The sequence below is a fragment of the Pseudomonas sp. microsymbiont 2 genome, assembly GCF_054788395.1.
This window is the reverse complement of the sequence record NZ_CM139112.1, coordinates 1,700,388-1,726,517: the sequence shown is the minus strand read 5'-3', so window position 1 is coordinate 1,726,517 and position 26,130 is coordinate 1,700,388. Positions and strand designations below refer to the sequence as shown.

Here is a 26,130-nt window from a genome sequence, read left to right as displayed (position 1 = left end):
TTGCCAGTGCACTGATGCAGCCAATGGCCTGGCAACAGACTCCGCTGATTGCAGGGCTTGCAAAGAAAAAACCGCACGCCGGCGACGGCAGTGCGGTTTTTCCCGACAAGAAGCGTCGACTGAAACGTCTTAGGCCTGGTGGCTGTTGACGTAGTCGATGGCAGCTTGAACGGTAGTGATCTTCTCGGCTTCTTCGTCAGGGATTTCGGTCTCGAATTCCTCTTCCAGAGCCATCACCAGCTCAACGGTGTCAAGCGAGTCGGCACCCAGGTCATCGACGAAGGAAGATTCGTTCTTCACTTCCTCTTCCTTGACGCCCAGTTGCTCGGCGACGATTTTCTTGACGCGTTCTTCGATGGTGCTCATACCTAGTTTTCACTCCTAATGGACATATGTCAGGCAGCTGGCCGGTGACCAAGTTTATAGGAAGACGCCTGCTTTTCAAGCGTAACGCGCCTTCCACCAGGCCACCGGGCCCTCTGCCCGGAATCTGGTTGCAGCTTTATAACGGATTTTAGGTTCGCAGTATGACTCTTTTTTGAAGCAATCCGTCACATTGAGTTGCGGTTTTTACATGTACATCCCGCCGTTCACCGGCACGGTGGCGCCGGTGACATAGGCCGCGCCGTCGGACGCCAGGAAGGATACCACCTTCGCGATTTCCTCGGCCTGGCCCAGGCGGCCCAGCGGAATTTCCTTCTGCAGGGCCTCGCGCTGCGCTTCTGGCAGCTCGCGAGTCATGTCGGTATCGATGAAGCCTGGAGTCACCGAATTGACGGTGATGCCACGCGAGCCCACTTCACGGGCCAGGGCACGGCTGAAGCCTTCCAGGCCGGCCTTGGCGGCGGCGTAGTTGGCCTGGCCGGCGTTGCCCATGGCACCTACCACCGAGCCGATGCTGATGATACGACCCCAACGGGCCTTGGTCATGCCGCGCAGCACGCCCTTGGACAGACGGTAAAGGCTGTTGAGGTTGGTGTCGATCACGTCGAACCACTCGTCGTCCTTCATCCGCAGCATCAGGTTGTCGCGGGTGATGCCGGCGTTGTTGACCAGGATGGCCGGTGCGCCGAACTGCTCGCCGATGGCGCCCAGCACCGCGTCCACGGACTCGGCGCTGGTGACGTTCAGCTCAAGGCCGGTACCGTTGATGCCGTGCTCTTTCAGGGTGGCGGCAATGCGCTCGGCGCCGGAGGCGGTGGTGGCGGTACCGATCACGGTCGCGCCCTGGCGGCCCAGCTCGAGGGCGATAGCCTGGCCGATGCCACGGCTGGCGCCGGTGACCAGTGCAACTTTACCTTGCAGGCTCATGCAAGCTTCTCCGAATTCAGGCCAGCGCCGCGCGGGTGGCGGCGACGGCGTCTGGGGTGTTGAGGTTGTAGGTGGTCACGCCATCGGCGCAACGCTTGTTCAGGCCAGCCAGGACCTTGCCCGGGCCGCATTCGACCAGGTTCACCGCGCCGCGCTCGGCCAGGGCCTGCACGCACTCGACCCAGCGCACCGGCTGGTACAGCTGCGCCAGCAGGTCCTGCTTGAGGGCGTCGAGGTCGGCGGCGATGGCGGCGGTGACGTTCTGCACCACCGGGATCTGCGGGGACTTCCATTCGATGGCATTGACCGACTCGGCGAAACGCTCGGCGGCCGGTTTCATCAGGGCGCAGTGCGACGGCACGCTGACCGCCAGCGGCAGGGCGCGCTTGGCACCGGCCTCTTTGCACAGCTCGATGGCGCGATCCACCGCCGCCTTGTTGCCGGCGATCACCACCTGGCCCGGCGAGTTGAAGTTCACCGCGCTGACCACTTCGTCTTCGGCGGCCTTGGCGCAGATCTCGACCACGACCGCGTCGTCCAGGCCGAGGATCGCGGCCATGGCGCCATGACCGGCCGGCACGGCCTCCTGCATCAGCTGGCCACGGCGCTCGACCAGGCGCACGGCGTCTTTCAGCGAAAGGCTGCCAGCGGCGACCAGGGCGCTGTATTCACCCAGGCTGTGACCAGAGACGTACGCAGGCTGCGCGCCACCCTCTTCCAGCCACAGGCGCCACAGGGCGATCGAGGCGGTCAGGATGGCCGGCTGGGTCTTGTCGGTTTGATTGAGTTGCTCTTCCGGGCCTTCCTGGACCAGCTTCCACAGGTCATAGCCCAGGGCCTCGGACGCTTCCTTGAAGGTCTCGACGATTACCGGCTTCTCAGCGCCCAGCTCTTTGAGCATGCCCAGCGACTGGGAACCTTGACCAGGAAAGACGAATGCGAGGGATGCAGACATTGAACAAGCCCTTATGATCTTGTCGTCGGATAGGGTGCGCCGGGCCGTGGGCCGGGCGCGCAATCTGAAAGCTTGGATGGAGCGGCGGACCAAGCGGTCACATTTAAGCACTTCATGGGCGACATGCCCAAAGGCTTTGTATTTCCAGTCATGGGCTCATCGCGGGGCAAGCCCGCTCCCACGGCACTCAGGGCAACAGGTCTTCGAGGCGCCCGTGCAGGCGCTGTGGCAGGTTCTCCTGGATCTCGATCAGCGCACGCTGGATCGCGCTCTGCAAGCCCTGCACGCCTGCCGAGCCATGGCTCTTGATGACGATGCCCTGCAACCCTAGGAAGCTTGCGCCATTGTGTCGCGCCGGTGCCAGGTCGGCCTGCAGGCGCTTGAGCAACGGCATGGCCATCGCCCCCGCCGCCCGCGAGAGCAGCCCACCACGGAACAACGCCTCGATGCGCGCACCGATCATGGTCGCCAGGCCTTCGCTGGACTTGAGCAGGATATTGCCGACGAAACCGTCGCACACCACCACGTCCGCCTCGCCACGATACAGCCCGTCGCCCTCGACGAAGCCGATGTAGTTCAGGCCCCGGGCGCTCTGCAACAGGCTGGCGGCCAGCTTGACCTGCTGATTGCCCTTGATGTCCTCGGTGCCGATGTTGAGCAGCGCCACCCGCGGCCGATGCACGCCCAAGGCCTGGGCGGCCACCGAGCCCATCACGGCGAACTGGTAGAGGTTTTCCGCGCTGCAATCGACATTGGCCCCGAGGTCGAGCAACTGACAATAGCCGGCCTGGGTCGGAATCGCCGCCACCATCGCCGGGCGATCGATCCCGGGCAAGGTCTTGAGCACCAGGCGCGACAGAGCCATGAGCGCACCGGTATTGCCGGCGCTCACGCAGGCCTGGGCCTTGCCATCACGCACCAGTTCGAGGGCGACGCGCATCGACGAGTCCGGCTTGCCCCGCAACGCCTGCGATGGCCGCTCGTCCATGCCGATCACTTCGCTGGCCGCGACAATCTGCAGGCGCGCGCGATCCGCAGCCGCAAGGCCACTGACGAGATCTTCTAGGAGGGAGGGTTGACCGACGAGGGTCAGGTGCAGCGAGGGAGTAGCCGAAAGGCAGGCAATGCTAGCCTGAACAATGTTGCGGGGACCGAAGTCCCCGCCCATTGCGTCGATCGCGATGATCTGAGCGGACAAGGATTACTCGTCGGCGCCCTTGTCGATCACTTTGCGACCACGGTATACGCCTTCTGGCGAAACGTGGTGACGCAGGTGTACTTCGCCGGTGCTCTTCTCTACGGACAGGGCGTTTTCCGACAGGGCGTCGTGCGAACGGCGCATGTCACGGGCAGAGCGGGATTTTTTGTTCTGCTGAACAGCCATAATTGATTAACTCCTAAACGTTTGGGTCACGCTTTAACTGCGCCAATACACTGAACGGGTTGGACCGCGATACCTCGTCCTTGCTCGGCTCGGGCTCATCGAGTCCCGCCGGCTGCTGGCATTCTTCCGGATGATGAGCAGGCACGATCGGCAGGGCGAGCAACAGCTCTTCCTCGACCAACGCCTGCAGATCCAAAGGATCTTCGCCCAGTTCCAGCACGTCATAGCCTTTCGGCAACGACTGGGTATTCGCACCCTCCTTCACCACGGCGTATGTGCATTCGCTGTGGATCGGCAGGGTGACCAGCTCAAGACAACGCTGGCAAACCATCTTGACTTCGACGTCCAGCTCGCTGTGGATAACCACCACGTGCTGTTCATCTCGTTCAAAATCGAACTTCGCCTGCACCGTACCGACGTTGTCGGAAAGCGGGTCGCAGAGTCTTTCCAAATCAGCGAGTTGCAGCGAACCTTCGAGGGTTACGCCACGATCAGCCAATTTGCGCGGGTCAACGTGAGGTGGAATCGGGTCATTCAACATAGGCGCAGCATTCTAGGGATGCACCCCCTCCCTGTCAAAGGAAATTAGGTGTCATCTCGCATGTTAGAATTCGGGGCAATTGCCCAGGAGTCTACCATGCTTCCCTTGTTACTGGCTTCCAGCTCTGCGTACCGCCGCGAACTGCTCACCCGCCTGCGCCTGCCCTTCACCTGGGCGAGCCCCGACCTAGACGAACGACGCCTCGATGGCGAGCCTGCCGTCGAGCTGGTCCGCCGCCTGGCCCGACAGAAGGCCGAGGCCCTGGCCGCCAGCCACCCCAACCACCTGATCATCGGCTCCGACCAGGTGGCGGTGCTGGGCGAGCAGATTCTTGGCAAGCCCCACACCTTCGAACGCGCCTGCGAACAATTGCTGGAGGCCAGCGGACAGCAGGTCACCTTTCTCACCGGGCTGGCGCTGCTGAACAGCGCCACTGGCCACTGCCAGGTCGATTGCGTGCCGTTTACCGTGACGATGCGCGAGCTGGATCGCGAGCGCGTGGAGCGCTACGTGGCGACCGAACAGCCACTGGACTGCGCCGGCAGCTTCAAGGCGGAGGGATTGGGGGTCAGCCTGTTCCAGAGCATCCATGGCTGTGATGCCACGAGCCTGATCGGGCTGCCGCTGATTAGACTGGTGGACATGCTGCACAAGGAAGGCGTGCAGGTGCCTTGAGCATCAACCCTTTCAAGGTCTCTGGGCGCGGGAGCTATAGACTGGCGAGGGCCACCAAGTGTCCGACGCAACCCTTGCAGCGCCTATCAGATCGAGCGCCGCCCGCGCGGCGCATCGCGACGCAAGGCCGCTCCTACATTTGTTTCGGGCCAGTCAATCCTGTGCCATTACCTGGTCCGCCTTGTTTGCACGACGCGGTTTCAGCGTGAGCACCACTGCCGCCTCGCCTGCCTCAAGACAGGCACCAAGGCGGGCAACCATGGCCTGACAGGCTTGGTACGTTGCAACAAATGTAGGAGCGGCCTTGCGTCGCGATGCGCCGCGCGGGCGGCGCTCGATCTCACAGGCACTACAAATCCAACGCCAAGCACCTTGAGCAACAATGACTCAGCTCAACGCAGCGAAGGCCCCTGGAACCCCATGTACAGCGCCAGGCGCTCGGCCACGCTGGCACCGATGCGCTTGGAGAAGCGATCGAACGGCGACTCCTGCACAGTGAAGTCCACCAGCTCCTTCTCCCCCACGATGTCGCGGGCGACATAGCTGGCACTGCCCAGCCCATCCACCAGCCCCAGCGCCTTGGCCTGCTCGCCAGACCAGATCAGCCCGCTGAACAGCTCCGGATGCTCCTTGTCCTTCAACCGCTCGCCCCGCCCCTGCTTGACCATGGCGATGAACTGGCGATGCGTGGTGTCCAGCACGCCCTGCCAGAACGCGGTCTCCTCGGGCTTCTGCGGCGAGAACGGATCGAGGAACGCCTTGTGCTCACCGGCCGTGTAGGTGCGACGCTCCACCCCCAGCTTGTCCATGGTCCCGACGAAGCCGTAACCGGCCGCGGTGACACCGATGGAGCCGACCAGACTGGCCTTGTCGGCATAGATCTCGTCGGCGGCGCTGGCGATGTAGTAGGCCCCGGACGCGCCCAGGTCGGCGATCACCGCATACAGCTTGATGGCCGGGTACTCGGCGCGCAGGCGACGGATCTCGTCATACACGTAGCCCGCCTGCACCGGGCTGCCGCCCGGGCTGTTGATGCGCATGACCACGGCCTTGGTCTTCGGATCCTTGAACGCCTCGCGCAGGCTCTTGACGACATTGTCGGCACTGGCCGGCTCCTGGTCGGCGATCACCCCGCGCACCTCGACCAGCGCGGTATGGTTGCCGCCACGCGAGGCCGCCTTGTCCACATCCATCAACGGCGTGAACAGGAACAGGATGCCGAACAGGTAAACAAAGGTCAGCAGCTTGAAAAAGATCCCCCAGCGCCGCGCCCGGCGCTGCTCCTGGACACCGGCCAGCAAGGTCTTCTCCAGCAGTTTCCAGCTTTTGCGCTCTTCGTTGTCCTCGGACTCGGGGGCTTTCCACTCGTCAGCCATGCTTACCTACCTTGGAATTTGCACCACGCGAATTCAACCATTCGCGCAATTGAGAGAAATGATCGATGCACACCTGCGGCCCGAACTCCGCCAAGGCCTGGAGCGGCATGGCGCCATAGCCGACCGCCACCGAGTGCATGCCGGCGTTGCTGGCCATCTGCAAGTCGAACGCCGAATCTCCGACCATCAGCGCCCGCCCGGGTTCGATCCGGCAATGAGCGAGAATTTCTTCGAGCATCAGCGGATGCGGCTTGCCACGGGTTTCGTCGGCAGCCCGGGTGATGTCGAAATAGCTTTCCCAGCCATTGGCCTTGAGCACCCGATCCAGACCGCGCCGCGCCTTGCCGGTGGCCACCGCCAGACGATACCCCTCGGCACGGAACGCTTCCAGCGACTCGACCACGCCATCGAACAACGGCGACGGCTGCTGGTCCAGCGCCATGTAGACGTCGGCGTAGTGCTGACGGAAGGCCTCGACCTGCGCTGCATCGAGGTGCGGATACAGGGTGGCGATCGCCTCCCCCAGCGCCAGGCCGATGATGCCCTTGATCGCCTCGTCGCCACTGGCGGCCTCGCCGGCACGCCCGGCGGCCACGTTCATAGCCTCGACGATGCGCCCGATGGAATCGGCCAGGGTGCCGTCCCAGTCGAAGATCAGCAGGTCATAACTTTTATTCATGGCTCAGGACGCCAGTCGCTCGATGGTCTTGGCCCACATCTCGTCCACCGGCGCCTCGAGCTTGAGCTCGCCACCATCGGGCAGCGGCACGGTCAGCTGGTAGGCATGCAGGAACAGACGCTTGCCACCCAGCTCGCGAATCTCGCGAGTGAAGTCTTCATCGCCGTACTTGCTGTCGCCGGCGATCATGTGCCCGGCATGCAGGGTATGCACGCGGATCTGGTGGGTACGCCCGGTGATCGGCCGCGCCTCGACGATGGTGGCGAACTCGCCGAAGCGGCGCAGCACGCGAAACATCGTCAGCGCCTCCTTGCCCTCGTCGTTGACTTCGACCATACGCTCGCCGGAACGCAGGTTGCTCTTCTGCAACGGCGCGTTGACCTGCTTCTTCGCGGTCGGCCAGTGGCCGCGCACCAGCGCCATGTAGCGCTTGTCCACGCCATCGCCACGCAGCGCGGCATGCAGGTGGCGCAGCATGCTGCGCTTCTTGGCGATCATCAGCAGGCCCGAGGTGTCGCGATCCAGGCGATGCACCAGCTCCAGCTCCTTGGCGTCCGGGCGCAACTGGCGCAGCGCCTCGATCACGCCAAAGCTCAGGCCGCTGCCGCCATGCACGGCGATGCCGGCCGGCTTGTTCATCACGATCAGCGCCTTGTCCTCGTAGACAATGGCCGCTTCAAGGCGCTGCAGCAGCCCCTGGGCCACCGGCGCCGGCTCGTCGCGCTCGGGCAGGCGCACCGGCGGCACGCGCACGATATCGCCGGCCTGCAGCTTGTATTCGGGCTTGATCCGCCCCTTGTTGACCCGTACCTCACCCTTGCGCAGGATGCGGTAGACCAAGGTCTTGGGCACGCCCTTGAGGGCCGTGATGAGGAAATTGTCGATGCGCTGGCCGGCAAGCTCCGGCGGGACTTCGATCAGCTGAACGCCGGAAGTCGGGGGGGTATTGGTCGTCATGGCGGGATCATAACAATTTTTTATGGAATTGAAGCACTTAATCATTGCTGCTATAGTCGCGAACGCCGCCAAAAGCGGCAGGCCAGCGGCACCAGGCTCTACGCCGGCCCTGACCATCGCAATTCCCGAGGACGCGAGGCCGTCCTACGGAGCGTTCGCCAGTTTAACTAAATGCCTGGAATCGCCACCAGCGCTGTGTAGAGAAGACCGAAAAAAAACGACAAGTGCGGTGTTTCACCTGCTTACCCGCTTCTTTTCGCCGTACCTCTGCCCGCCACCGTCGTTTCCGCGCATTCGGGCGAATGCTTCGGAAATACCTGCCTTGGATATGTTATGGCGCCAGCCCGGTACTGGGCTGGCGAAAAATGCAACCCGTTGCGGATTCAGCGCGCGGCAGCACCGAATTTTCAAGGGATACGTGCAGGGTGGAGATGTACAGCCCTCGGACCGTGTGGCACCGAACCCGCCCCAGCGCCCCACTCAACGGGCGATGAGCGGACAAGGTCCTGAACAGACGCCCTCGTGGCGTCCACGGACGACCGGTTGATTCCTCCTCCTGACTGAGTGCACCAGGCCCGCTCGATTGATTCGGATAACCTTCGAAAAGCTCGACAGGTCTTTTGGCACCGCAAAACAGGACGCGTCGTCGCGACAACGGCAGGCTGGGCAACCGGCTGGTGCCGAACGTCGCCAGACACGGGGGTGGCCCGCCACCCTTTGCGCACCTTGGCACCGACCATGAGAAGTCGTGTGTGCCGCACGCCGTTTCCGGCAGCCCGGAAACCGACGGTACAACATGAAAAGAATGCTGATTAACGCAACTCAGCCCGAAGAGTTGCGTGTAGCCCTGGTGGACGGCCAACGTCTCTACGACCTGGACATCGAGTCCGGCGCCCGTGAGCAGAAAAAGGCCAACATCTACAAAGGCAAGATCACCCGGATCGAGCCCAGCCTCGAGGCCGCCTTCGTCGACTTCGGCTCTGAACGTCACGGCTTCCTGCCGCTGAAGGAAATCTCCCGCGAGTACTTCAAGAAAGCCCCTGAAGGCCGGGTCAACATCAAGGAAGTCCTGAGCGAAGGCCAGGAAGTCATCGTCCAGGTCGAGAAGGAAGAGCGCGGCAACAAAGGCGCCGCCCTGACCACCTTCATCAGCCTGGCCGGCCGCTACCTGGTGCTGATGCCCAACAACCCACGCGCCGGTGGCATCTCGCGCCGCATCGAAGGCGAAGAGCGCAACGAACTGCGCGAAGCGCTGAACGGCCTGACCGTTCCGGGCGACATGGGCCTGATCGTGCGCACCGCGGGCCTGGGCCGCAGCAGCGAAGAAATGCAGTGGGACCTCGACTACCTGCTGCAGCTGTGGACCGCCATCAAGGAAGCCTCGCAAGACCGCGCCGCGCCGTTCCTGATCTACCAGGAAAGCAACGTCATCATCCGCGCCATCCGCGATTACCTGCGCCAGGACATCGGCGAAGTGCTGATCGACAGCATCGACGCCCAGGAAGAAGCCCTGACCTTCATCCGCCAGGTGATGCCGCAGTACGCCAGCAAGGTCAAGCTGTACGAAGACAGCGTGCCGCTGTTCAACCGCTTCCAGATCGAAAGCCAGATCGAGACCGCCTTCCAGCGCGTGGTCGACCTGCCATCCGGCGGCTCGATCGTCATCGACCCGACTGAAGCCCTGGTGTCCATCGACATCAACTCGGCGCGCGCCACCAAAGGCAGCGACATCGAAGAGACCGCCCTGCAGACCAACCTGGAAGCGGCCGAAGAGATCGCCCGCCAGCTGCGCCTGCGTGATATCGGCGGCCTGATCGTCATCGACTTCATCGACATGACCCCGGCCAAGAACCAGCGCGCCGTCGAAGAACGCGTGCGTGAATGCCTCGAGGCCGACCGTGCCCGCGTGCAGGTGGGCCGCATCTCGCGCTTCGGCCTGCTGGAAATGTCCCGTCAGCGCCTGCGCCCCTCGCTGGGCGAAAGCAGCGGCATCGTCTGCCCGCGCTGCTCCGGCACCGGCATCATCCGTGACGTCGAGTCGCTGTCGCTGGCGATCCTGCGCCTGATCGAGGAAGAAGCACTGAAGGACCGCACCGCCGAAGTGCGCGCCCAGGTGCCAATCCCGGTGGCCGCCTTCCTGCTCAACGAGAAACGCAACTCGATCACCAAGATCGAACTGCGTACTCGCGCACGCATCATCATTCTGCCGAACGATCACCTGGAAACCCCGCACTTCGAAGTCCAGCGCCTGCGCGACGACAACCCGGACGTGCTGAACAACCAGTCCAGCTACGAGATCGCCTCGACCGAGACCGAAGAAGCGCCGCAGCCGACCGCCACCCGCACCCTGGTGCGCCAGGAAGCCGCGGTCAAGACCGCGCCGGCCCGCGCCAACGCCCCGGTACCGGCCACCGCTGAAGAGCAGCCGGCCCCTGTCGCGCCGGTCGCCGCCCCTGCCGCCGCCGAGCCAAGCCTGTTCAAGGGCCTGGTCAAATCGCTGGTCAGCCTGTTCGCCGGCAAGGAAGAGCCTGCCGCCGCACCGGCCGCAACCACCGAGAAGCCAGCCACCGAGCGCTCGCCACGCAACGAAGAGCGCCGTAACGGTCGCCAGCAGAGCCGCAACCGCAACGGTCGTCGCGAAGAAGACCGCAAGCCACGCGAAGAGCGCGGCGAGCGCGCCCCGCGCGAAGAGCGTCAGCCTCGCGAAGAGCGTGCCCCGCGTGAAGAGCGCGCGCCACGTGAAGAGCGTCAACCGCGCCAGCCGCGTGAAGATCGCCGCGGCAACCGCGAAGAGCGCGTGCGCGAACTGCGCGAGCCGCTGGACGCCGCACCGGCCGCCCGCGAAGAACGCGCCCCGCGTGAAGAGCGTGCGCCACGTGAAGAACGTGTAGCCCGCGAAGAGCGCGCCCCACGTGAAGAGCGTGCACCGCGTGAAGAACGTGCTCCGCGCGAAGAACGTGCTCCGCGCGAAGAACGTGCTCCGCGCGAAGAACGTGCTCCGCGCGAAGAACGCGCACCGCGTGAGGAACGAGCACCTCGCGAAGAGCGTGCACCACGTGAAGAGCGTGCCCCTCGCGAAGAACGTGCCCCGCGTGAAGAACGCGCCCCTCGCGAAGAGCGCCAGCTGCGCCCTGAAGTGCAGGCCGCCGAACAGGCCGTGGAGCTCGCCGAGGAGCAACTGCCGAACGAAGAGCTGCTGCAGGACGAGCAGGAAGGCGCCGATGGCGAGCGTCCACGCCGCCGCTCCCGTGGCCAGCGTCGTCGCAGCAACCGTCGTGAGCGCCAGCGCAACGCCAATGGCGAGCTGATCGAAGGCGGCGACGAAGACGCCGGTGAAGAGCAGCCACAACAGCACCAGGCCACCGAGCTGGGTGCCGAATTGGCCGCCGGCACTGCCGTCATCGCCGCCGTTGCCACCAGCAACATCAGCGTCAGCGCCGAAGTCGAAGCCAACCAGCAGGCCGAACGCGCCAGCGCGGCTGTCGCCGAGACCCAGGTGGAAATCACCGAAGTCGTGGCCGAGCAGGTCGCCATTGCCCCAGTGGTCGAGCAGCCTGTCAGCGAGCCTGTGGTCGCCGCCGAGCCGAGCATCGAGCCTGTCGTCGAAGTGGCGCCGCAGCCTGTGGTTGAAGAAGCCGCCACCCAGCAGCCGGCCGCCGTTGTCGAGGCAGCTGTCGAGCCTGTAGCTGTCGTGGAAGCCCCTGCGGTGGAAGCGGGCGAGATCGACAAGGCGCCGGTTGCCGAAGCGGTCGAAGTCGAGGCGCCAGTCGCCGAGCAGCCTGCTCCGGTGGTCGAAGCCGTCGAAGCCCAGCCTGAAGTGGTCGAAGCCCCGGTGGCCGAGCCTGCGCCAGCCGTGGTTGCCGAAGAAACGCCGGTCGAGCCGTCCACCATCATGCTGCCGAACGGCCGTGCGCCGAACGACCCGCGTGAAGTGCGTCGCCGCAAGCGTGAAGCCGAAGCAGCCGCCGCTGCCCTGGCCGCCGCCCAGGCTGCCCCGGCCGAAGCCCTGGAAACCGCTGACGAGCACAAGCCTCATCACGGTTGATAGCCTTGGCTGAATGAAAAAGCCCCGCCAGTGCGAACTGGCGGGGCTTTTTCTTTGCCGGTGTGGATGGCACCGGCTCTGCCGGTGATCGCGGGGCAAGCCCGCTCCCACGCAGTCCCTCTCAGCCGCGGGACGGTGGCGTGGGAGCGGGCTTGCCCCGCGATAGGGCCGGCCCAGGCCACCCCATCAGTACAGGTTCGGCTCCATCTCCAGCTCCACCCCGAAGCGCTCGAGGATATCCGCCCGGATCCGCCGAGCCAGTGCATGCAACTGCGCCCCGCTCGCCTGGCCGTAGTTCACCAGCACCAGCGACTGCAAGCGGTGCACCCCGGCATCGCCATCGCGATAGCCTTTCCACCCCGCCTGCTCGATCAGCCAGCCCGCCGCCAGTTTCACCCGGCCATCGGCCTGGGGATAGGCCACCACACCAGGATGCTCGGCACGGATACGCTCGGCCAATTCAGCGGACACCACAGGGTTCTTGAAGAAGCTCCCGGCGTTACCCAGCTCAGCCGGATCCGGCAGTTTCTCCCGACGGATACTGCAGATCGCGTCGCTGATCGCCTGCGCGGTCGGCTGCTCGACGCCCTGCTCCGCCAGGCGCTGACGCACCGGGCCGTAGTCCAGGTGTGCCTGCAAGGTGCGGCTCAAGGCAAAGCGCACGCGCAGGATCAGCCAGCGCCCGGGGTTGCGCTTGAACAGGCTGTCGCGATAGCCGAACGCGCACTCTTCCAGCGAGAAATCCCGCAGCTCGCCGGTCTCGCGGTCCAGCGCGGTCAAGCCGGCGAACACATCCTTGATCTCCACGCCGTAGGCACCGACGTTCTGCATCGGCGCGGCGCCCACGGTGCCGGGGATCAGGCTGAGGTTTTCCAACCCGCACAGTCCCTGCCCAAGGCTCCACTGCACGAACGGATGCCAGGGCTCGCCGGCCTCGGCCTCCACCACCACCCGCTCACCATCATCGCTGAGCAGGCGGCGGCCACGGCTGGCCATGTGCAGCACCAGGGCGTCGACATCGCGGGACAGCAGCAGGTTGCTGCCGCCGCCGATCACCAGCACCGGCACCTGCCGCTCGGCGGCCAGGGCCAGGGCCTGGCGGGCTTCGTCGTCGTCATGCACCTGGGTGAAGTAGCGGGCACTGACATCGATACCGAAGGTGTTGTAGGGCTTGAGCGACACGCGCTCCTGCCAATGCGCCGTCATAACCGCCCCTTGATTTCCACGACCAGCTCGCGACAGGCCGCCTCGATCAGGTCCAAAACCTGCTCGAAGCCCTCGGCACCGCCGTAGTAAGGGTCCGGCACTTCGTCCAGGGCCGCGCCATAGCGGCGCAGGAACAGGTCGAGCTCGCCCTTGGCGTTGTGCGGGCGCAAGGCCTGCAGGTTGCCCAGGTTGCTCTTGTCCATGGCCAGGACCAGGTCGTACTCGGCGAAGTGCGCCGCCTTGACCTGCTGGGCGCGCTGGCGCGACAGGTCGTAGCCACGGGCCAGGGCGGCCTTGCAGGTACGGCTGTCGGGCGCCTTGCCCACATGCCAGTCACCCGTGCCGGCGGAGGCCACCTGCACCACATCACCCAGGCCTGCGGCCTCCAGCTGGTGGCGCAGCACGCCTTCGGCGGTCGGCGAGCGGCAGATATTGCCGAGGCAGACGAACAGGACGCGCATCAGGCCTCCAGCAAGCGCCGTACGCGCTCCAGGTCTTCAGGGGTATCCACGCCCACCGCCGGGGCCTCGATGGCGTCGGCGACATGGATGCGCACGCCGTGCCACAGGGCACGCAGCTGCTCCAGCGATTCGGTCTGCTCCAGCCAGCACGGGCCCCAGGCGACGAAGTCCTGGAGGAAGCCCACGCGGTAGGCGTACATGCCGATATGGCGGCGATAAGGCACGCCCTCCGGCAACGGGTCGCGGCTCTTGGCGAAGGCGTCGCGGGCCCAGGGCAGCGGCGCGCGGCTGAAGGTCAGGGCCAGGCCGTGCTTGTCGCTGACCACCTTGACCGCGTTGGGGTTGAAGATGGTTTCCGGGGCGTGGATCGGCTCGGCCAGGGTGGCGATGCCGGCTTCCGGGTGCGCGGCCAGGTTGGCCGCCACCTGGTCGATGATCACCGGCGGAATCAGCGGCTCGTCGCCCTGCACGTTGACCACGATGGCATCGGCGGCCAGGCCCAGTTGGGCGGCCACCTCGGCCAGGCGATCGGTGCCCGACTCATGGTCGGCGCGGGTCAGCAGCACCTCGGCGCCAAACGCCCGGCAGGCCTCGACGATGCTGGCATCGTCGGTGGCGATGACTACGCGGCTGGCACCGCTCTTGCGCGCCTGCTCCCACACATGCTGGACCATCGGCTTGCCGGCGATCGGCAGCAATGGCTTGCCCGGCAGACGCGTGGAGCGCAGCCGGGCGGGAATCACCACGGTGAAATCCAGGCTCATTTGTCCAGGCGCTCTTCGTCGGTCAGGGTGCGCGCCTCGCTCTCCAGCATCACCGGGATGCCGTCGCGGATAGGATAGGCCAGGCCCGCGCCCTTGCTGATCAGCTCGGTCTTGTCGGCGCTGAGCTTGAGCGGGCCCTTGGTGATCGGGCAGGCCAGGATATCGAGCAGTTTGGTGTCCATGGAGGTGTCCTTGCGACGGAAAATGAAAAAGGCTCAGGGGCGGCCGGGCAGCAGGCGATCGAGCTGGGCGTCGAACCAGGCGCTGAACGCGGGCGTCGGCACGGCGTCGACCGCCAGGTACCACCAGTCATCGGCGGCGAAGGGCCGGCATTTCACCGCATCCTTCTCGGTCATCACCAGCGGCAGCGGCGGGCTGAACGACAGCACCTCGCGGCTGTAGGGCGCATGGTCGGCGAAGGGGTGCGGCACCGGCTGCCAGTGTAGCCCCAGCAGGGTGTTGAAGAAACGTTGCGGATTGCCGATGCCGGCCACGGCATGCAGGGCCTGGCCAGGCGGGAACAGGTCGAGATCGCGACGCTCGCCGCTGCGCAGGTTGATCAGCGCCGAGGGTTGCAGGCGGAAGGCGAAGCCATCGTCGCGGTCGGCCTCAGCGCCGTTGAACAGCACCGCGTCGGCCTCCTGCAGGCGCTCGGCCGGCTCGCGCAAAGGGCCGGCCGGCAGGCAGCGGCGGTTGCCCAGGCCCCGAGCGGCGTCGATCAGCACCAGCTCCAGGTCGCGGGCCAGGCGGTAGTGCTGCATGCCGTCGTCGCACAGGATCAGGTCCGGCGCGTCGCTGGCCAGCAGGGCCTGCACCGCGCGGGAACGGTCGGGGTCGATCACCAGCGGCACGCCGGTGCGCTGGACGATCAGCAAGGGTTCGTCGCCGGCCTGCTCGGCGCTCTGGTCGGCATTGACACGCCAGGGGTACCGCGGCGGCTTGGCGCCATAGCCACGGCTGACCACGCCGACGGAGAGCCCCTGCCGACGGCAGTGCTCGATCAGCCAGAGGATCATCGGCGTCTTGCCGGTGCCGCCGACGGTGATGTTGCCCACCACGATCACCGGTACCGGGGCGCGGTAGCTGGGGCTTTCGCCGCTGAGGAAGCGCGCGCGCTTGCGCGTCACCACGCGGCGGTACAGCGCCTCCAGCGGACGCAGCAGGGCCAGTGCCGGGTGCCCGGCGTACCAGGCGGCGAGCAGACGGTCGGCGAAGGCCATCAAGGTTTGCCCTGCGCGGCCTCGACGGTGGTCATGCGCAACTTGCTGAAGCCGAGCTTGCCGGCTGCGTCCATTGCGGTGATCACGGCCTGGTGCGGGGTCTTGCCGTCGGCGCTGATGGCCAGCGGCAGGGTGATGTCGCCAGCGGATTCCTTCTCGATCGCCTCGCTCAGGGTGGCCAGGTCGCTCTTGGGCAGCAGGTGATTGTTCACCGAGTACACGCCATCGGCGCTGATGGTGACCTCGATCAGCTTGCCGTCATCGGGCTGCGCCGGCGCGGCGCTGCTGGCCTCGGGCAGCTCGACGCGCAGCTGGGTCTCGCGGGTGAAGGTGGTAGTGACCACGAAGAACAGCAGCAGCACGAACACCACGTCGATCAGCGACGCCAGGTTGATGTCGACGCTCTCGCGCTGGCGGTTGCGCCGAAACTTCACGCCTTGCCTCCGGCCACTTCCACTTCGCGGTCGCCCTGCAGCACTTCCACCAGTTTGATCGCTTCCTGTTCCATGCCCACCACCAGTTCATCGATGCGGCGCAGCAGGAAGCGGTGGAAGAACACCGCCGGGATGCCGACCATCAGGCCGGCCGCGGTGGTGACCAGGGCCTTGGAGATGCCACCGGCCAGCACGGCAGCGTTGGCGGTCATCTGCGAGCCCATGAAGGCGCTGAAGATATCGATCATGCCCAGCACGGTGCCCAGCAGGCCCAGCAGCGGGGCCATGGCGGCGATGGTGCCGAGGGTGCTGATGTAGCGCTCCAGCTCATGAATGACCCGCGAGGCGGCTTCCTCGATGCACTCTTTCATGATTTCGCGGCCGTGGCGCGAATTGGCCAGGCCCGCGGCAAGGATCTCGCCCAACGGCGAATCGGCGCGCAGGGCCTTGAGCTTGTCACTGGTGAGTTGCTTGTCCTTGATCCACATCCACACCTGGCCCAGCAGGTGCGGCGGGGTGACACGGCTGGCGCGCAGGGTCCACAGACGCTCGACGACGATCGCCATGGCGGCGATGGAGCTCAGGATGATCGGCAGCATCATCCAGCCACCGGACTTGACCAATTCCCACACAGTAAGCACCCCTTGGAAAAAGGCCGCCACTCTACCATAGGCGCGCCTGTGGCTCATCTGCCGGAGGTCAGGGAATTGCTGTGTTGACCCAGGGGCTGCTTTGCAGCCCTTTCGCGACACAAGGCCGCTCCTACAGGGGGGGTTAGGAGCGGCCTTGTGCCGCGAAAGGGGCGCAAAGCGCCCCCCGGCTCAATCCCCTGTCTCCCGCCAGAACCGCCGCTCCCTGCGCGCACCCGCCACCCCACCCTGACTCCCCAGCATCAACCGCAACGCCCCCTCCACCGCCGTGTCATGCACCACCACCGCATGCCGCCGATAGCGCTCGATCACCTGAGCATGGGGATGCCCGAAGCCATTGTGCCGCCCCCGGGAAATCATCACCCCACGCGGCGCCATGGCCTGGATGAACGCCTCGCTTGAGGACGTACGGCTGCCATGGTGCGGCGCCTGCAGCCAATCCACCCGTGGATCGTCGGTGCTCGCCAGCCAGGCGCGCTCCGCGCCGGCCTCCATATCGCCCGCCAGCAACAGACGCTCCCCTTTGGCCTGTACCCGTAGCACGCAGGACCGCTCGTTGCTGGATGCGCCGGCAGGCCAGTGCCAGAGCTCGAAATCGACACCATCCCACTGCCACCGCTCGCCACTGGCGCACAGCGACGCGTCCGCCAACCCGGCGACCTCGCCGGCCAGAACCCGCGCCACCGGTACTCCGCGCCCCACCGCTGCCGCGCCACCGGCATGATCGGCGTGCCCATGGCTGATCAGCATCAGGTCCAAGTGCCTCACCCCGAGCTTGCGCAAGGTCGGCAACACCACGCTCTCGCCCAGGTCGCTCGCGCCTCGGGCGGGGCCAGCGTCGTACAACAGCGTGTGGTGACGCGTACGCAATAGCACTGCCAGGCCCTGGCCGACATCCAGCTGCCACACCTCGACCTCGCCCAACGGCACCTGTTCGCGGGGCACCCACAGCGCCAGCAACATCACTGCGCCCGGTGCGCGCAACGGCACGCCACGGGGCAACAGCACCAGCACAGCGCCCAGGCAGACCAGCATCCAGGCCCACACCGGCAGTGGTTCGGGAACCCAGGCTGGCTGAAACTCCGCGATCTGCGCCAGCGCGCCGAACAACCCGTCCAGCGACAGCCCGGCCAACCACAGCAACCCCTCCCCCAACCCAGGCACCGGCAACAAGGCAGTACCCAGCAACGCCAACGGCAGCACGCCCAGGCTGAGCCAGGGCACGGCCAACAGATTGGCCAGAGGGGCGCTGAGACTGATGGGTAATCCCAGCGCCAGCAACACCGGCAACAACCCCACCGCAATCACCCATTGGGCACGGCTCCAGGCCTGCCAAGGCCGCCACGCACCCAGCCGGGCGGAAAAACACAGCACCAGCACCGCCACGGCGCTGAACGACAACCAGAACCCCGGCAACAGGCTCGCCAGTGGTTCGACCAGCAGCACGCCGAGCGCGGCCAGCAACAGCGGCGTCCAGGCGCCCAGATGGCGAAAGCGCAGGCGCCATAGCAGTACCACCGCCAGCATCAGGCAGGCCCGCTGCACCGGCACGCCGAATCCGGCCAACGCGCCATAGCCAAGTGCCACCAGCATCGCCAGCCCGCTCGCCCATGGCAGCCAGGGCAGCCTGCGCGGCCACCCGCCCAGTCGCGCCAGTCCCGCCACCACCCCATAGACCAGCCCGGCCAGCAGGCCGATATGCTGCCCGGAGATCACCAACAGATGCACCGTGCCGGTGGCCTGCAGGGTCTGCCAGTCCTCACGCGCCAAACCGCTGCCATCGCCCAGCACCAGCGCCACCAGTGCCGCTGAGCGCCCTGCGCTATCGACCCGCATGAGACGTTGACGGATGGCATCACGCCAGCCGGCAGCCACCGTTTCCAGACGCTCCCCGGCCTTGACCGTGCCGGTGGCGCCGATGCGCCGCGCCAGCAAGGTCGCCTCCCGATCCGGGCCATGGGGGTTGAGCAAGCCATGGGGCCGCCGCAGGTTGACCGCCAGGCGCCAACGTTCGCCGGGCCGCAACTGTGGCCCGGCGAACCAGCTCAACTGCAGACGCTGCGGCAGCTGCCCACGCCGCGACTCGCCGTGCACCAGCTCGAAGCGCACGCCTTGCTCGGTGCGGGCCGGCAAGCCCGCCACCGTCCCTTCAAGCCATACCGTGCGGCCCTCCAGGGCCTGCGCCAGGCGATCATCCAGGGCCTGCTGCGCCGACCAGCAGGCCCAGCAGCCGCCCAGTACGAAGCAACCCACCGGCCAGGCCCGCGTACGCAGGCTGGCCAGGGCCAGCAACGATGAGGCAATCAACCATCCGACCGGTGGCAGAACGGGCAAAAAGCGCAGGCTCAACAGCCCGAGCACCAGCGCAAGCATCCCTGTGCGCATGAGATAGAGCTCCAGAAGCGAAAACGCCCCTGAGGCTTAGCCGATTGGCAGGGAAATTCTGCTAAACAATTGTCACAAACTCTGAACGAGCCTGCGCTTCAATCAAGGCATACTTACGCCCTTCGACCCTGCCGGGAGCCCACATGCCGCGCCGTCTGTTCAAACGCTACATGCCGGACCCGACCAGCATCCGCGAACACAAGTCGTTACGCTTTTTCGGCAAGCTGCTGCACGACCCCAATCTCTGGCACCTGAATCGCCATTCGGTGGCACGGGCCATGGGCGTCGGCCTGTTCGCGGCCTTGATCCCCATTCCCATGCAGATGCTGCTGGCCGCCGCCCTGGCGATTCCGGTGCGCGGCAACCTGCCGATCGCGGTGAGCCTGGTGTGGCTGACCAATCCGCTGACCATGCCGCCGGTGTTCTTCGTCACCTACATGACCGGCGCCTGGCTGATGCAGGTGCCGCCACGCACGCTGCCCGACGAAATCACCGTCGACTGGGTCACCGACCAGCTGGCGACGATCTGGCAGCCGTTCCTGCTGGGTTCGGTGGTGTGCGGGGTGGTGCTCGGCGTGCTCGCCTACTTCACCACCATGGGCTACTGGCGCTGGTGGGTGGGCCGGCAGTGGCGCCGGCGCCAATGCCGCTGCCTACGCACGCATGCCACGGCCGCTGACCAGCAGGCGAACGCACAGCAGGTAGAGCAGCGCGGTAGCCACCAGCATGAAGCTGATCGCCGTGCCAATACTGATGTCCGACACCCCTAGGATGCCGTAGCGGAACGAGTTGACCATGTGCAGCACCGGGTTGGCCAGCGACACGGTCTGCCAGAACGGCGGCAGCAGGTTGATCGAATAGAACACCCCGCCCAGGTAGGTCAGCGGCGTCAGCACGAAGGTCGGGATGATCGAGATATCGTCGAAGTTGCGCGCGAATACCGCGTTGACGAAGCCCAGCAGCGAGAAGATGGTCGCGGTCAGCAGCACCACGACGATGGTCACGCCCAGGTGGTGCACCTGCAGGTGGGTGAAAAACAGCGACAGGATGGTCACGATCACCCCCACCGCCAGCCCGCGCAGCACACCGCCCAGGACATAGCCGACGAGAATGGTGTGCGGTGATACCGGCGAGACCATCAGTTCCTCGATGGAGCGCTGGAACTTGCTGCCGAAGAAGCTCGACACCACGTTGCCGTAGGAGTTGGTGATCACCGACATCATGATCAGCCCCGGGACGATGTACTCCATGTAGGTGAAACCGCCCATGTCGCCGATCTGCCGGCCGATCAGGTTACCGAAGATCACGAAGTACAGGACCATGGTGATCGCCGGTGGCAGCAGGGTCTGCGGCCAAATGCGCAAAAAGCGCCGCACTTCGCGGTAGACGATGGTGTTCAGGGCGACCCAGTTGGTGCGCAACTCCACGCTCATACGGCCACCTTCGACAGGTTCTTTTCCACCAGGGACACGAACAGCTCCTCGAGTCGGTTGGTCTTGTTGCGCAGGCTCTGCACTTCGATGCTCTTCAGCGCCAGTTGGCTGAACAGCGCGGTGATGCCGATGTCCTTGTCCACCTGCACCTCCAGGGTGTGCGGGGTGATCAACCGGCACGGGTAGCCCTGCAGCTCAGGCGCGGCGGGCAGGTCCTGCTTGAGATCGAGCACGAAAGTCTCGACATGCAGCTTGCCCAGCAGCTGGCGCATGCTGGTGTTCTCGACGATGGTGCCGTGGTCGATGATGCCGATGTTGCGGCACAGCTGCTCGGCCTCTTCGAGGTAGTGGGTGGTGAGGATGATGGTGATGCCCTTCTGGTTGAGCTCGGTGAGGAAGCTCCACATCGAACGGCGCAGCTCGATGTCCACCCCGGCGGTCGGCTCGTCGAGGATCAGCAGGCGCGGCTCGTGGATCAGCGCCCGGGCGATCATCAGCCGGCGTTTCATGCCGCCAGACAGCGAGCGTGACTGCACATCGCGCTTGTCCCACAGCCCGAGCTGCGTCAGATACTGCTCGGCGCGCTCCTTGGCCAGCTTGGGCGGGATGCCGTAGTAGCCGGCCTGGGTGACGACGATGTCGAAGGTCTTCTCGAACTGGTTGAAGTTGAACTCCTGCGGCACCACGCCCAGGCAGCGCTTGAGCGCCGCAGGCTCGCGGTCCAGGTCGTGACCGAACACGTTGACCGTGCCGCTGGTCTTGTTCACCAGGGTCGAAAGAATGCCGATGGTGGTGGACTTGCCGGCGCCGTTGGGGCCGAGCAAGGCGAAGAAGTCGCCCTCGGCAACGTCCAGGTCGATGCCCTTGAGGGCCTGGAAACCGTTGCCGTAGGTCTTGGTCAGCTGTCGAATGGACAGGGCGGAACTCATAGCGGGCCAGGTACCGAGAAAAAGGTTCAGGACACGCCAGGTAAAATCACTGGCGCAGTGAGTGCGGCCATGGTGCAAGGCCCGGCCGCACAAGTACAGTCACATCTATTGATAATGACTATCGAAGTGGCGTCACGTCAGGGCGGTCATCACCGCCGCCTGGTAGGCCGGGCGCTGCTTGAGGCGCTCGTACCAGGCTTCGAGGTGATACATGGCCGGGCGTTCGATGGGCATTTCGAACCAGGCGTAGATGAAGCTGCCCAGGGGGATGTCGCCCATGCCGATCTGCTCGCCGGAGAGGTAGGGTTGCTTGGCCAGGGTGGCGTCGGCGATCGACAGCAGCTCGGCGCACTGCTTGTGCGCGGCGTTGATCGCCACCCAGTCGCGCTGGTCATCGGGGGTGCGCACCATGCCCCAGAACAGCGGGCGGAACGGGCCGGCCAGGGACGAGGTGTTCCAGTCCATCCACTTGTCGGCCAGGGCGCGCTGGCGCGGGTCTTCGAGGTACCAGCCCTGCTCGGCGCCGTACTCGGCGCACAGGTAGCGGACGATGGCGTTGGACTCCCACAGCACCAGGTCGCCGTCTTCGAGCATCGGCACCAGGCCGTTGGGGTTGAGGGCGCGGTAATGCGGCTCGTTGACCAGGCCGAAGGCGCCACCGGCGTCGATGGCTTCGAATTGCAGGCCCAGTTCGTGGGCGATCCATAGCGCCTTGCGCACATTGCTCGAGTTCTTGCGGCCCCAGATCTTCAGCATGGCAACGTCCTTATGAATGCGGGAGGGGGGTCAGTCTACTCCAAGTTCGACGATAGATTTGTAGCGTGTTCGAGATCGAGCGCCGCCCGCGCGGCGCATCGCGACGCAAGGCCGCTCCTACATTTGTTGCAACGTGCCGAACCTGTCAGGCCATGGTTGCCCGCCTTGGTGCATGTCTTGAGACAGGCGAGGCGGCAGTGGTGCTCACGCTGAAACCGCGTCGTGCAAACAAGGCGGACCCGGTAATGGCACAGGATTGACTGGCCCGAAACAAATGTAGGAGCGGCCTTGCGTCGCGATGCGCCGCGCGGGCGGCGCTCGATCTCCCAGGCGCAGAATCTCTCTCGGCGAACACTCCAGAGCCCCCAAAAAATCTATGTCAGATATTTCCGAACCTGAAACCAAATGCTTCAGCCGCCAAGGCTTGGGAACTATCCTACGCGCCTGCCGGAAGCTGCCGCGTTGTCGGGGAAATACCCTAGGGATAACTTCGCCGGGTCGCCACATTTGGTGACCGGGTGTGAGAACCCGACCTGCACTGCCATGGCGTTTGCTTTATGGCAGCCTTGCGCGGGCAGACTTCGGTCTGGCCGGCTTCAGTGCACCGGTTTCTCACCCCGCGTACGGCTGCCACCCTCATCCGTGAGAAAGATCGAGATGGCCGCTCCCGTCACGCACTGGAGTTACCCCATGAAGAAGATCGTTCCCGACCCACCTCGCCTCACCCACTTCATCATCATCCGCCCCACCCTCACCCGCGACGAAGCCATGGCCGCCGCCGTCGAAGTCGCCAGTGCCATCTCCGACGTACTCGACATCTACTTCAAGACCGAACCCGGCGAATGCCGCGAGCGCCTGTTCACCGCCAGCGACTACCTCGGCCAACTGGCCTGCGCCCTGCTTGAGCACAAGCCGCAGGTGCAGCCATGAGCCGCGGGCATACCGCGGGCCGCACCACCTGCCTGGACCTGTTCAAGGTCGAGCCGGGGGTTGCGTTCGAAGATGCCTTCAGCGAGTTGTCGGTGCTGCTCGGCTGCATCCGCCACCTGACCTGCGAGGCCGAGATGGAAGGCGACCTGCTGGCCGGCAGCTCGGCGCGGATCCTCAGCGCCATGGCCAAGGCGCTGATCGATGACATGGAGGTGGGGTTGAACCGGAAGACCGCATGAACCCCGGGGGCCGCTTTGCGGCCCTATCGCGACACAAGGCCGCTCCTACAGGAGTACGCATATCCCTGTAGGAGCGGCCTTGTGTCGCGATAGGGCTGCGCAGCAGCCCCAGGATCCATCGACAGTCACCGAACGAACTCCCAGCGCCCCACCCTGTCACTTCCTAGGCAGGCCATCCACCCCAACACGTCTAAGCTCTGTGGATCGCCCCCGCCCCCCGCTTCCAAGGAGGAAGAATCATGCTGCTGTTGTGGTTGCTGGTCCTGGTGCTAGGCGCCGCGTATCTCCTGCATCGGCGCCTGGCGCCGTTACAGATCCTCGCGGCGATCGCCGCCTATACCCTGCTCATGGGCCTGTTCAGCAGTGCGCCGGGCTGGCTGCTGACGCTGATCTGGCTGGTGATCGCCATCAAGGCCGCCTTCTTCGTCCTGCCCGAGATGCGCCGCAAGCTGTTCACCACGCCCATGTTCAGCTGGTTCCAACGCACCCTGCCGCCGATGTCGCAGACCGAGCGCGAAGCCATCGACGCCGGCACCGTGTGGTGGGATGGCCACCTGTTCAGCGGCCGCCCCGACTGGAACACCCTGCTCGACTACGATGCCCCCAGGCTCACCGAGGAAGAACAGGCCTTCATCGATGGCCCCACCGAGCAGCTGTGCGCCATGGTCAGCGACTGGCAGATCGGCCAGGACCTGGACCTGCCGCCGCAAGCCTGGGACTTCATCAAGCAGCACGGTTTCTTCGCCCTGATCATCCCCAAGCAATACGGCGGCAAGGGCTTCTCGGCCTACGCCCACTCCCAGGTGGCGATGAAACTGGCCACCCGCAGCGGCGACCTGGCCTCCACGGTGATGGTGCCCAACTCGCTGGGCCCGGCCGAACTGCTGCTGCACTACGGCACCGATGAACAGCGCGACCACTACCTGCCGCGCCTGGCCCGTGGCGACGACATCCCCTGCTTCGCCCTCACCGGGCCGCTGGCCGGCTCCGACGCCGGGGCCATGCCCGACACCGGCGTCATCTGCAAGGGCCAATGGAAAGGCGAGGAAGTCATCGGCCTGCGCCTGAACTGGGAAAAGCGCTACATCACCCTCGGCCCGGTGGCCACCCTGCTGGGCCTGGCGTTCAAGGCGTATGACCCGGACCACCTGCTGGGCGAACAGACCGAGCTGGGCATCAGCCTGGCGCTGATCCCCACCGACACCCCTGGCGTAGAGATCGGCAAGCGCCACCTGCCCCTGGGCGCAGCCTTCATGAACGGCCCCAACAGCGGCAAGGACGTGTTCGTGCCGCTGGACTTGCTGATCGGCGGCCAGGCCATGCTCGGCAAGGGCTGGATGATGCTGATGAACTGCCTGTCGGTGGGCCGCTCGATCTCCCTGCCGGCGGTCGGCACGGGCGCGGCCAAGTACACCAGCCTGGTCACCGGCCAGTACGCCCGCGTGCGCGAGCAGTTCAACGTGCCGCTGGCCGCGTTCGAGGGCATCCAGGAGTCATTGGCGCGTATCGGCGGCAACGCCTGGCTGATGGACAGCGCCCGCCTGCTCACGGCCAAGGCCGTGGACCTGGGCGAGAAGCCCTCGGTGCTGTCGGCGATCCTCAAGTACCACCTCACCGAACGTGGCCGCGAGTGCATCCAGCACGCCATGGACGTGCATGGCGGCAAGGGCATCATCATGGGCCCGAGCAACTACCTGGGCCGCAACTGGCAAGGCGCGCCGATCTTCATCACCGTCGAAGGGGCCAACATCCTCTCGCGCAACCTGATGATCTTCGGCCAGGGCGCAATTCGCTGCCATCCGTTCGTGCTCAGGGAAATGGCCCTGGCCGGGCGCGAAGACCACGACCAGGCGCTCAAGGAGTTCGACGACCTGCTGCTGCAGCACATCCTGTTCGCCGCCGGCAATGCCGCCAGCACCCTGGTGCTGGGCCTGGGCCTCGGGCACTTCGAGAAAGTCCCGGGCGATGCCCTGAGCCAGGGCTATTTCCGCGCCCTCAACCGCCAGGCCGCGGCGTTCGCCCTGCTGGCCGACCTGTCGATGATGTTGCTCGGCGGCGCGCTAAAACGCCGCGAACGCCTCAGTGCCCGGCTGGGCGATGTGCTCAGCTACCTGTACCTGTCCAGCGCCGCGCTCAAGCGCTATCACGACCTCGGCTCGCCCGAGCACATGCAGCCGTTGCTGCGTTGGGCCCTGGAAGAAAGCCTGGGCCAGGCGGAGAAAGCCCTGGACGCGCTGCTCGACAACTTCCCCAACCGTTTCCTCGGCTGTGCCCTGCGCATACTGGTGTTCCCATTCGGCCGCCGGCATACCGGGCCGAGCGATGAGCTGGATGCCGAGGTGGCGGCGCTGATCGGTCGGGGCAAGGGCGATCCGGCGCTGGAAGAGCTGCTGGCGGGGTGCTTCAGGCCCGAGGCCGATGGCGACCCGGTGGCCGCGTTGCAGACTGCCTGCGACCTGCTCGACGATGCCGCCCCGCTGCACAAGGCGCTGCACCAGGCAATCAAGGAAGGCAAGGTGCAGGTAGCACCAGGGCAGTCGGTGATCGACGCCGCCATCGAAACGGGCGTATTGCAGGCGGAAGAAGGCCAGCGCCTGCGCCAGGCCGAGCAGGCGCGGCGGGTGGTGATCGATGTGGATGCGTTCGACAAGGCAGTGCTGCTGCCCGAGACTGGCAAAGTGCGCTGAGCATTGGTCGGCCGCATCGCGGGGCAAGCCCGCTCCCACAATAGGTTGTGGGAGCGGGCTTGCCCCGCGATAGCGGCAGCTGCGCTGCCAGCCTATGTAAAACCGGCGTATAC

26 protein-coding genes are annotated in these 26,130 nt (G+C 65.6%); 6 read left to right on the top strand and 20 right to left on the bottom strand.

Features of this window, described 5'->3' with window-relative positions; all coding sequences use genetic code 11:
• Window positions 1–129: 129 nt before the first annotated feature.
• The 6 genes from acpP to ACYUME_RS07835 form a co-directional block, all read right to left on the bottom strand.
• Entirely contained in the window at window positions 130–366 is a 237-nt protein-coding gene (gene acpP, locus ACYUME_RS07860; protein ID WP_186662351.1) for an acyl carrier protein, read from the bottom strand.
• A gap of 204 nt (window positions 367–570) precedes the next feature.
• A complete protein-coding gene (gene fabG / locus ACYUME_RS07855) occupies window positions 571–1,311 on the bottom strand; it encodes a 3-oxoacyl-ACP reductase FabG (RefSeq protein WP_023630496.1) in 741 nt (246 codons plus the stop codon).
• Between the two features lie 16 nt (window positions 1,312–1,327).
• A complete protein-coding gene (gene fabD / locus ACYUME_RS07850) occupies window positions 1,328–2,266 on the bottom strand; it encodes an ACP S-malonyltransferase (protein WP_279885077.1) in 939 nt (312 codons plus the stop codon).
• 187 nt (window positions 2,267–2,453) lie between these two features.
• On the bottom strand, window positions 2,454–3,464 hold the full coding sequence (gene plsX, locus ACYUME_RS07845) for a phosphate acyltransferase PlsX (RefSeq protein WP_460418498.1): 1,011 nt from the start codon (window positions 3,462–3,464) through the stop codon (window positions 2,454–2,456).
• Between the two features lie 3 nt (window positions 3,465–3,467).
• On the bottom strand, window positions 3,468–3,650 hold the full coding sequence (gene rpmF / locus ACYUME_RS07840; protein WP_008096416.1) for a 50S ribosomal protein L32: 183 nt from the start codon (window positions 3,648–3,650) through the stop codon (window positions 3,468–3,470).
• A 13-nt stretch (window positions 3,651–3,663) separates the two neighbouring features.
• Window positions 3,664–4,191, bottom strand: a complete 528-nt coding sequence (locus ACYUME_RS07835; RefSeq protein WP_194787757.1) for a YceD family protein — start codon at window positions 4,189–4,191, stop codon at window positions 3,664–3,666.
• 96 nt (window positions 4,192–4,287) lie between these two features.
• Here ACYUME_RS07835 and ACYUME_RS07830 point away from each other — a divergent pair, with 96 nt between their 5' ends.
• Complete coding sequence (locus tag ACYUME_RS07830) at window positions 4,288–4,866, top strand: Maf family protein (protein WP_460418497.1); 579 nt, start codon at window positions 4,288–4,290, stop codon at window positions 4,864–4,866.
• A gap of 392 nt (window positions 4,867–5,258) precedes the next feature.
• Here ACYUME_RS07830 and ACYUME_RS07825 read toward each other — a convergent pair whose 3' ends face one another.
• From ACYUME_RS07825 to rluC, 3 genes are read right to left on the bottom strand one after another with little or no spacing between them, the layout of a single operon-like run.
• Window positions 5,259–6,242: a S49 family peptidase gene (locus ACYUME_RS07825; RefSeq protein WP_460418496.1), complete on the bottom strand. Its 984-nt coding sequence runs from the start codon at window positions 6,240–6,242 to the stop codon at window positions 5,259–5,261.
• The gene (locus tag ACYUME_RS07820; RefSeq protein ID WP_460418495.1) at window positions 6,235–6,921 is read right to left on the bottom strand and encodes an HAD family hydrolase; all 687 of its coding nucleotides are present in this window, start codon (window positions 6,919–6,921) and stop codon (window positions 6,235–6,237) included. The genes ACYUME_RS07825 and ACYUME_RS07820 overlap by 8 nt, the downstream gene beginning before the upstream one ends.
• Before the next feature lie 3 nt (window positions 6,922–6,924).
• Window positions 6,925–7,878: a 23S rRNA pseudouridine(955/2504/2580) synthase RluC gene (gene rluC, locus ACYUME_RS07815; protein WP_279887148.1), complete on the bottom strand. Its 954-nt coding sequence runs from the start codon at window positions 7,876–7,878 to the stop codon at window positions 6,925–6,927.
• Between the two features lie 796 nt (window positions 7,879–8,674).
• Here rluC and rne point away from each other — a divergent pair.
• The gene (gene rne / locus ACYUME_RS07810; protein ID WP_460418494.1) at window positions 8,675–11,923 is read left to right on the top strand and encodes a ribonuclease E; all 3,249 of its coding nucleotides are present in this window, start codon (window positions 8,675–8,677) and stop codon (window positions 11,921–11,923) included.
• 186 nt (window positions 11,924–12,109) lie between these two features.
• Here the strand turns inward: rne and murB are convergent, their stop codons facing one another.
• The 8 genes from murB to ACYUME_RS07770 all read right to left on the bottom strand — a co-directional run bounded on the left by murB (window position 12,110) and on the right by ACYUME_RS07770 (window position 19,043).
• Window positions 12,110–13,129, bottom strand: coding sequence for a UDP-N-acetylmuramate dehydrogenase (murB, locus tag ACYUME_RS07805; protein ID WP_460418493.1), 1,020 nt, complete (start codon window positions 13,127–13,129; stop codon window positions 12,110–12,112).
• Window positions 13,126–13,590: a low molecular weight protein-tyrosine-phosphatase gene (locus ACYUME_RS07800; RefSeq protein ID WP_110739310.1), complete on the bottom strand. Its 465-nt coding sequence runs from the start codon at window positions 13,588–13,590 to the stop codon at window positions 13,126–13,128. Before ACYUME_RS07800 ends, murB begins: the two co-directional genes overlap by 4 nt.
• Window positions 13,590–14,354 (bottom strand): 3-deoxy-manno-octulosonate cytidylyltransferase, encoded by a 765-nt coding sequence (kdsB, locus tag ACYUME_RS07795; RefSeq protein WP_279887145.1) that lies wholly within the window; start codon window positions 14,352–14,354, stop codon window positions 13,590–13,592. The genes ACYUME_RS07800 and kdsB overlap by 1 nt, the downstream gene beginning before the upstream one ends.
• Entirely contained in the window at window positions 14,351–14,536 is a 186-nt protein-coding gene (locus ACYUME_RS07790; protein WP_011532874.1) for a Trm112 family protein, read from the bottom strand. Before ACYUME_RS07790 ends, kdsB begins: the two co-directional genes overlap by 4 nt.
• A 33-nt stretch (window positions 14,537–14,569) precedes the next feature.
• Complete coding sequence (lpxK, locus tag ACYUME_RS07785; RefSeq protein WP_460418492.1) at window positions 14,570–15,574, bottom strand: tetraacyldisaccharide 4'-kinase; 1,005 nt, start codon at window positions 15,572–15,574, stop codon at window positions 14,570–14,572.
• Complete coding sequence (locus ACYUME_RS07780) at window positions 15,574–16,008, bottom strand: ExbD/TolR family protein (RefSeq protein WP_279887143.1); 435 nt, start codon at window positions 16,006–16,008, stop codon at window positions 15,574–15,576. The genes lpxK and ACYUME_RS07780 overlap by 1 nt, the downstream gene beginning before the upstream one ends.
• Window positions 16,005–16,640, bottom strand: a complete 636-nt coding sequence (locus ACYUME_RS07775) for a MotA/TolQ/ExbB proton channel family protein (protein WP_028690976.1) — start codon at window positions 16,638–16,640, stop codon at window positions 16,005–16,007. Before ACYUME_RS07775 ends, ACYUME_RS07780 begins: the two co-directional genes overlap by 4 nt.
• Window positions 16,641–16,829: 189 nt before the next feature.
• On the bottom strand, window positions 16,830–19,043 hold the full coding sequence (locus ACYUME_RS07770) for a DNA internalization-related competence protein ComEC/Rec2 (RefSeq protein ID WP_460418491.1): 2,214 nt from the start codon (window positions 19,041–19,043) through the stop codon (window positions 16,830–16,832).
• A 143-nt stretch (window positions 19,044–19,186) separates the two neighbouring features.
• On the opposite strand from ACYUME_RS07770, the gene ACYUME_RS07765 reads away from it, so the two are divergent.
• Window positions 19,187–19,813 (top strand): DUF2062 domain-containing protein, encoded by a 627-nt coding sequence (locus ACYUME_RS07765; RefSeq protein ID WP_279887141.1) that lies wholly within the window; start codon window positions 19,187–19,189, stop codon window positions 19,811–19,813.
• On the opposite strand, the gene ACYUME_RS07760 is transcribed toward ACYUME_RS07765, so the two are convergent.
• The 3 genes from ACYUME_RS07760 to ACYUME_RS07750 form a co-directional block, all read right to left on the bottom strand.
• Window positions 19,697–20,476 carry an ABC transporter permease gene (locus ACYUME_RS07760; RefSeq protein ID WP_028690974.1) on the bottom strand — a complete coding sequence of 260 codons (780 nt, stop codon included), beginning with the start codon at window positions 20,474–20,476 and terminating at the stop codon, window positions 19,697–19,699. The two genes, ACYUME_RS07765 and ACYUME_RS07760, sit on opposite strands and share 117 nt — an antisense overlap.
• Window positions 20,473–21,405: an ABC transporter ATP-binding protein gene (locus tag ACYUME_RS07755; protein ID WP_279887140.1), complete on the bottom strand. Its 933-nt coding sequence runs from the start codon at window positions 21,403–21,405 to the stop codon at window positions 20,473–20,475. The genes ACYUME_RS07760 and ACYUME_RS07755 overlap by 4 nt, the downstream gene beginning before the upstream one ends.
• Before the next feature lie 132 nt (window positions 21,406–21,537).
• Entirely contained in the window at window positions 21,538–22,161 is a 624-nt protein-coding gene (locus ACYUME_RS07750; RefSeq protein WP_460418490.1) for a glutathione S-transferase, read from the bottom strand.
• A gap of 690 nt (window positions 22,162–22,851) precedes the next feature.
• On the opposite strand from ACYUME_RS07750, the gene ACYUME_RS07745 reads away from it, so the two are divergent.
• The 3 genes from ACYUME_RS07745 to ACYUME_RS07735 all read left to right on the top strand — a co-directional run bounded on the left by ACYUME_RS07745 (window position 22,852) and on the right by ACYUME_RS07735 (window position 26,017).
• Window positions 22,852–23,091 carry a hypothetical protein gene (locus tag ACYUME_RS07745; protein ID WP_460418489.1) on the top strand — a complete coding sequence of 80 codons (240 nt, stop codon included), beginning with the start codon at window positions 22,852–22,854 and terminating at the stop codon, window positions 23,089–23,091.
• Window positions 23,088–23,330 (top strand): DUF3077 domain-containing protein, encoded by a 243-nt coding sequence (locus ACYUME_RS07740; RefSeq protein WP_186716208.1) that lies wholly within the window; start codon window positions 23,088–23,090, stop codon window positions 23,328–23,330. Before ACYUME_RS07745 ends, ACYUME_RS07740 begins: the two co-directional genes overlap by 4 nt.
• A 239-nt stretch (window positions 23,331–23,569) precedes the next feature.
• Window positions 23,570–26,017, top strand: a complete 2,448-nt coding sequence (locus ACYUME_RS07735; RefSeq protein ID WP_460418488.1) for an acyl-CoA dehydrogenase — start codon at window positions 23,570–23,572, stop codon at window positions 26,015–26,017.
• Window positions 26,018–26,130 lie beyond the last annotated feature (113 nt).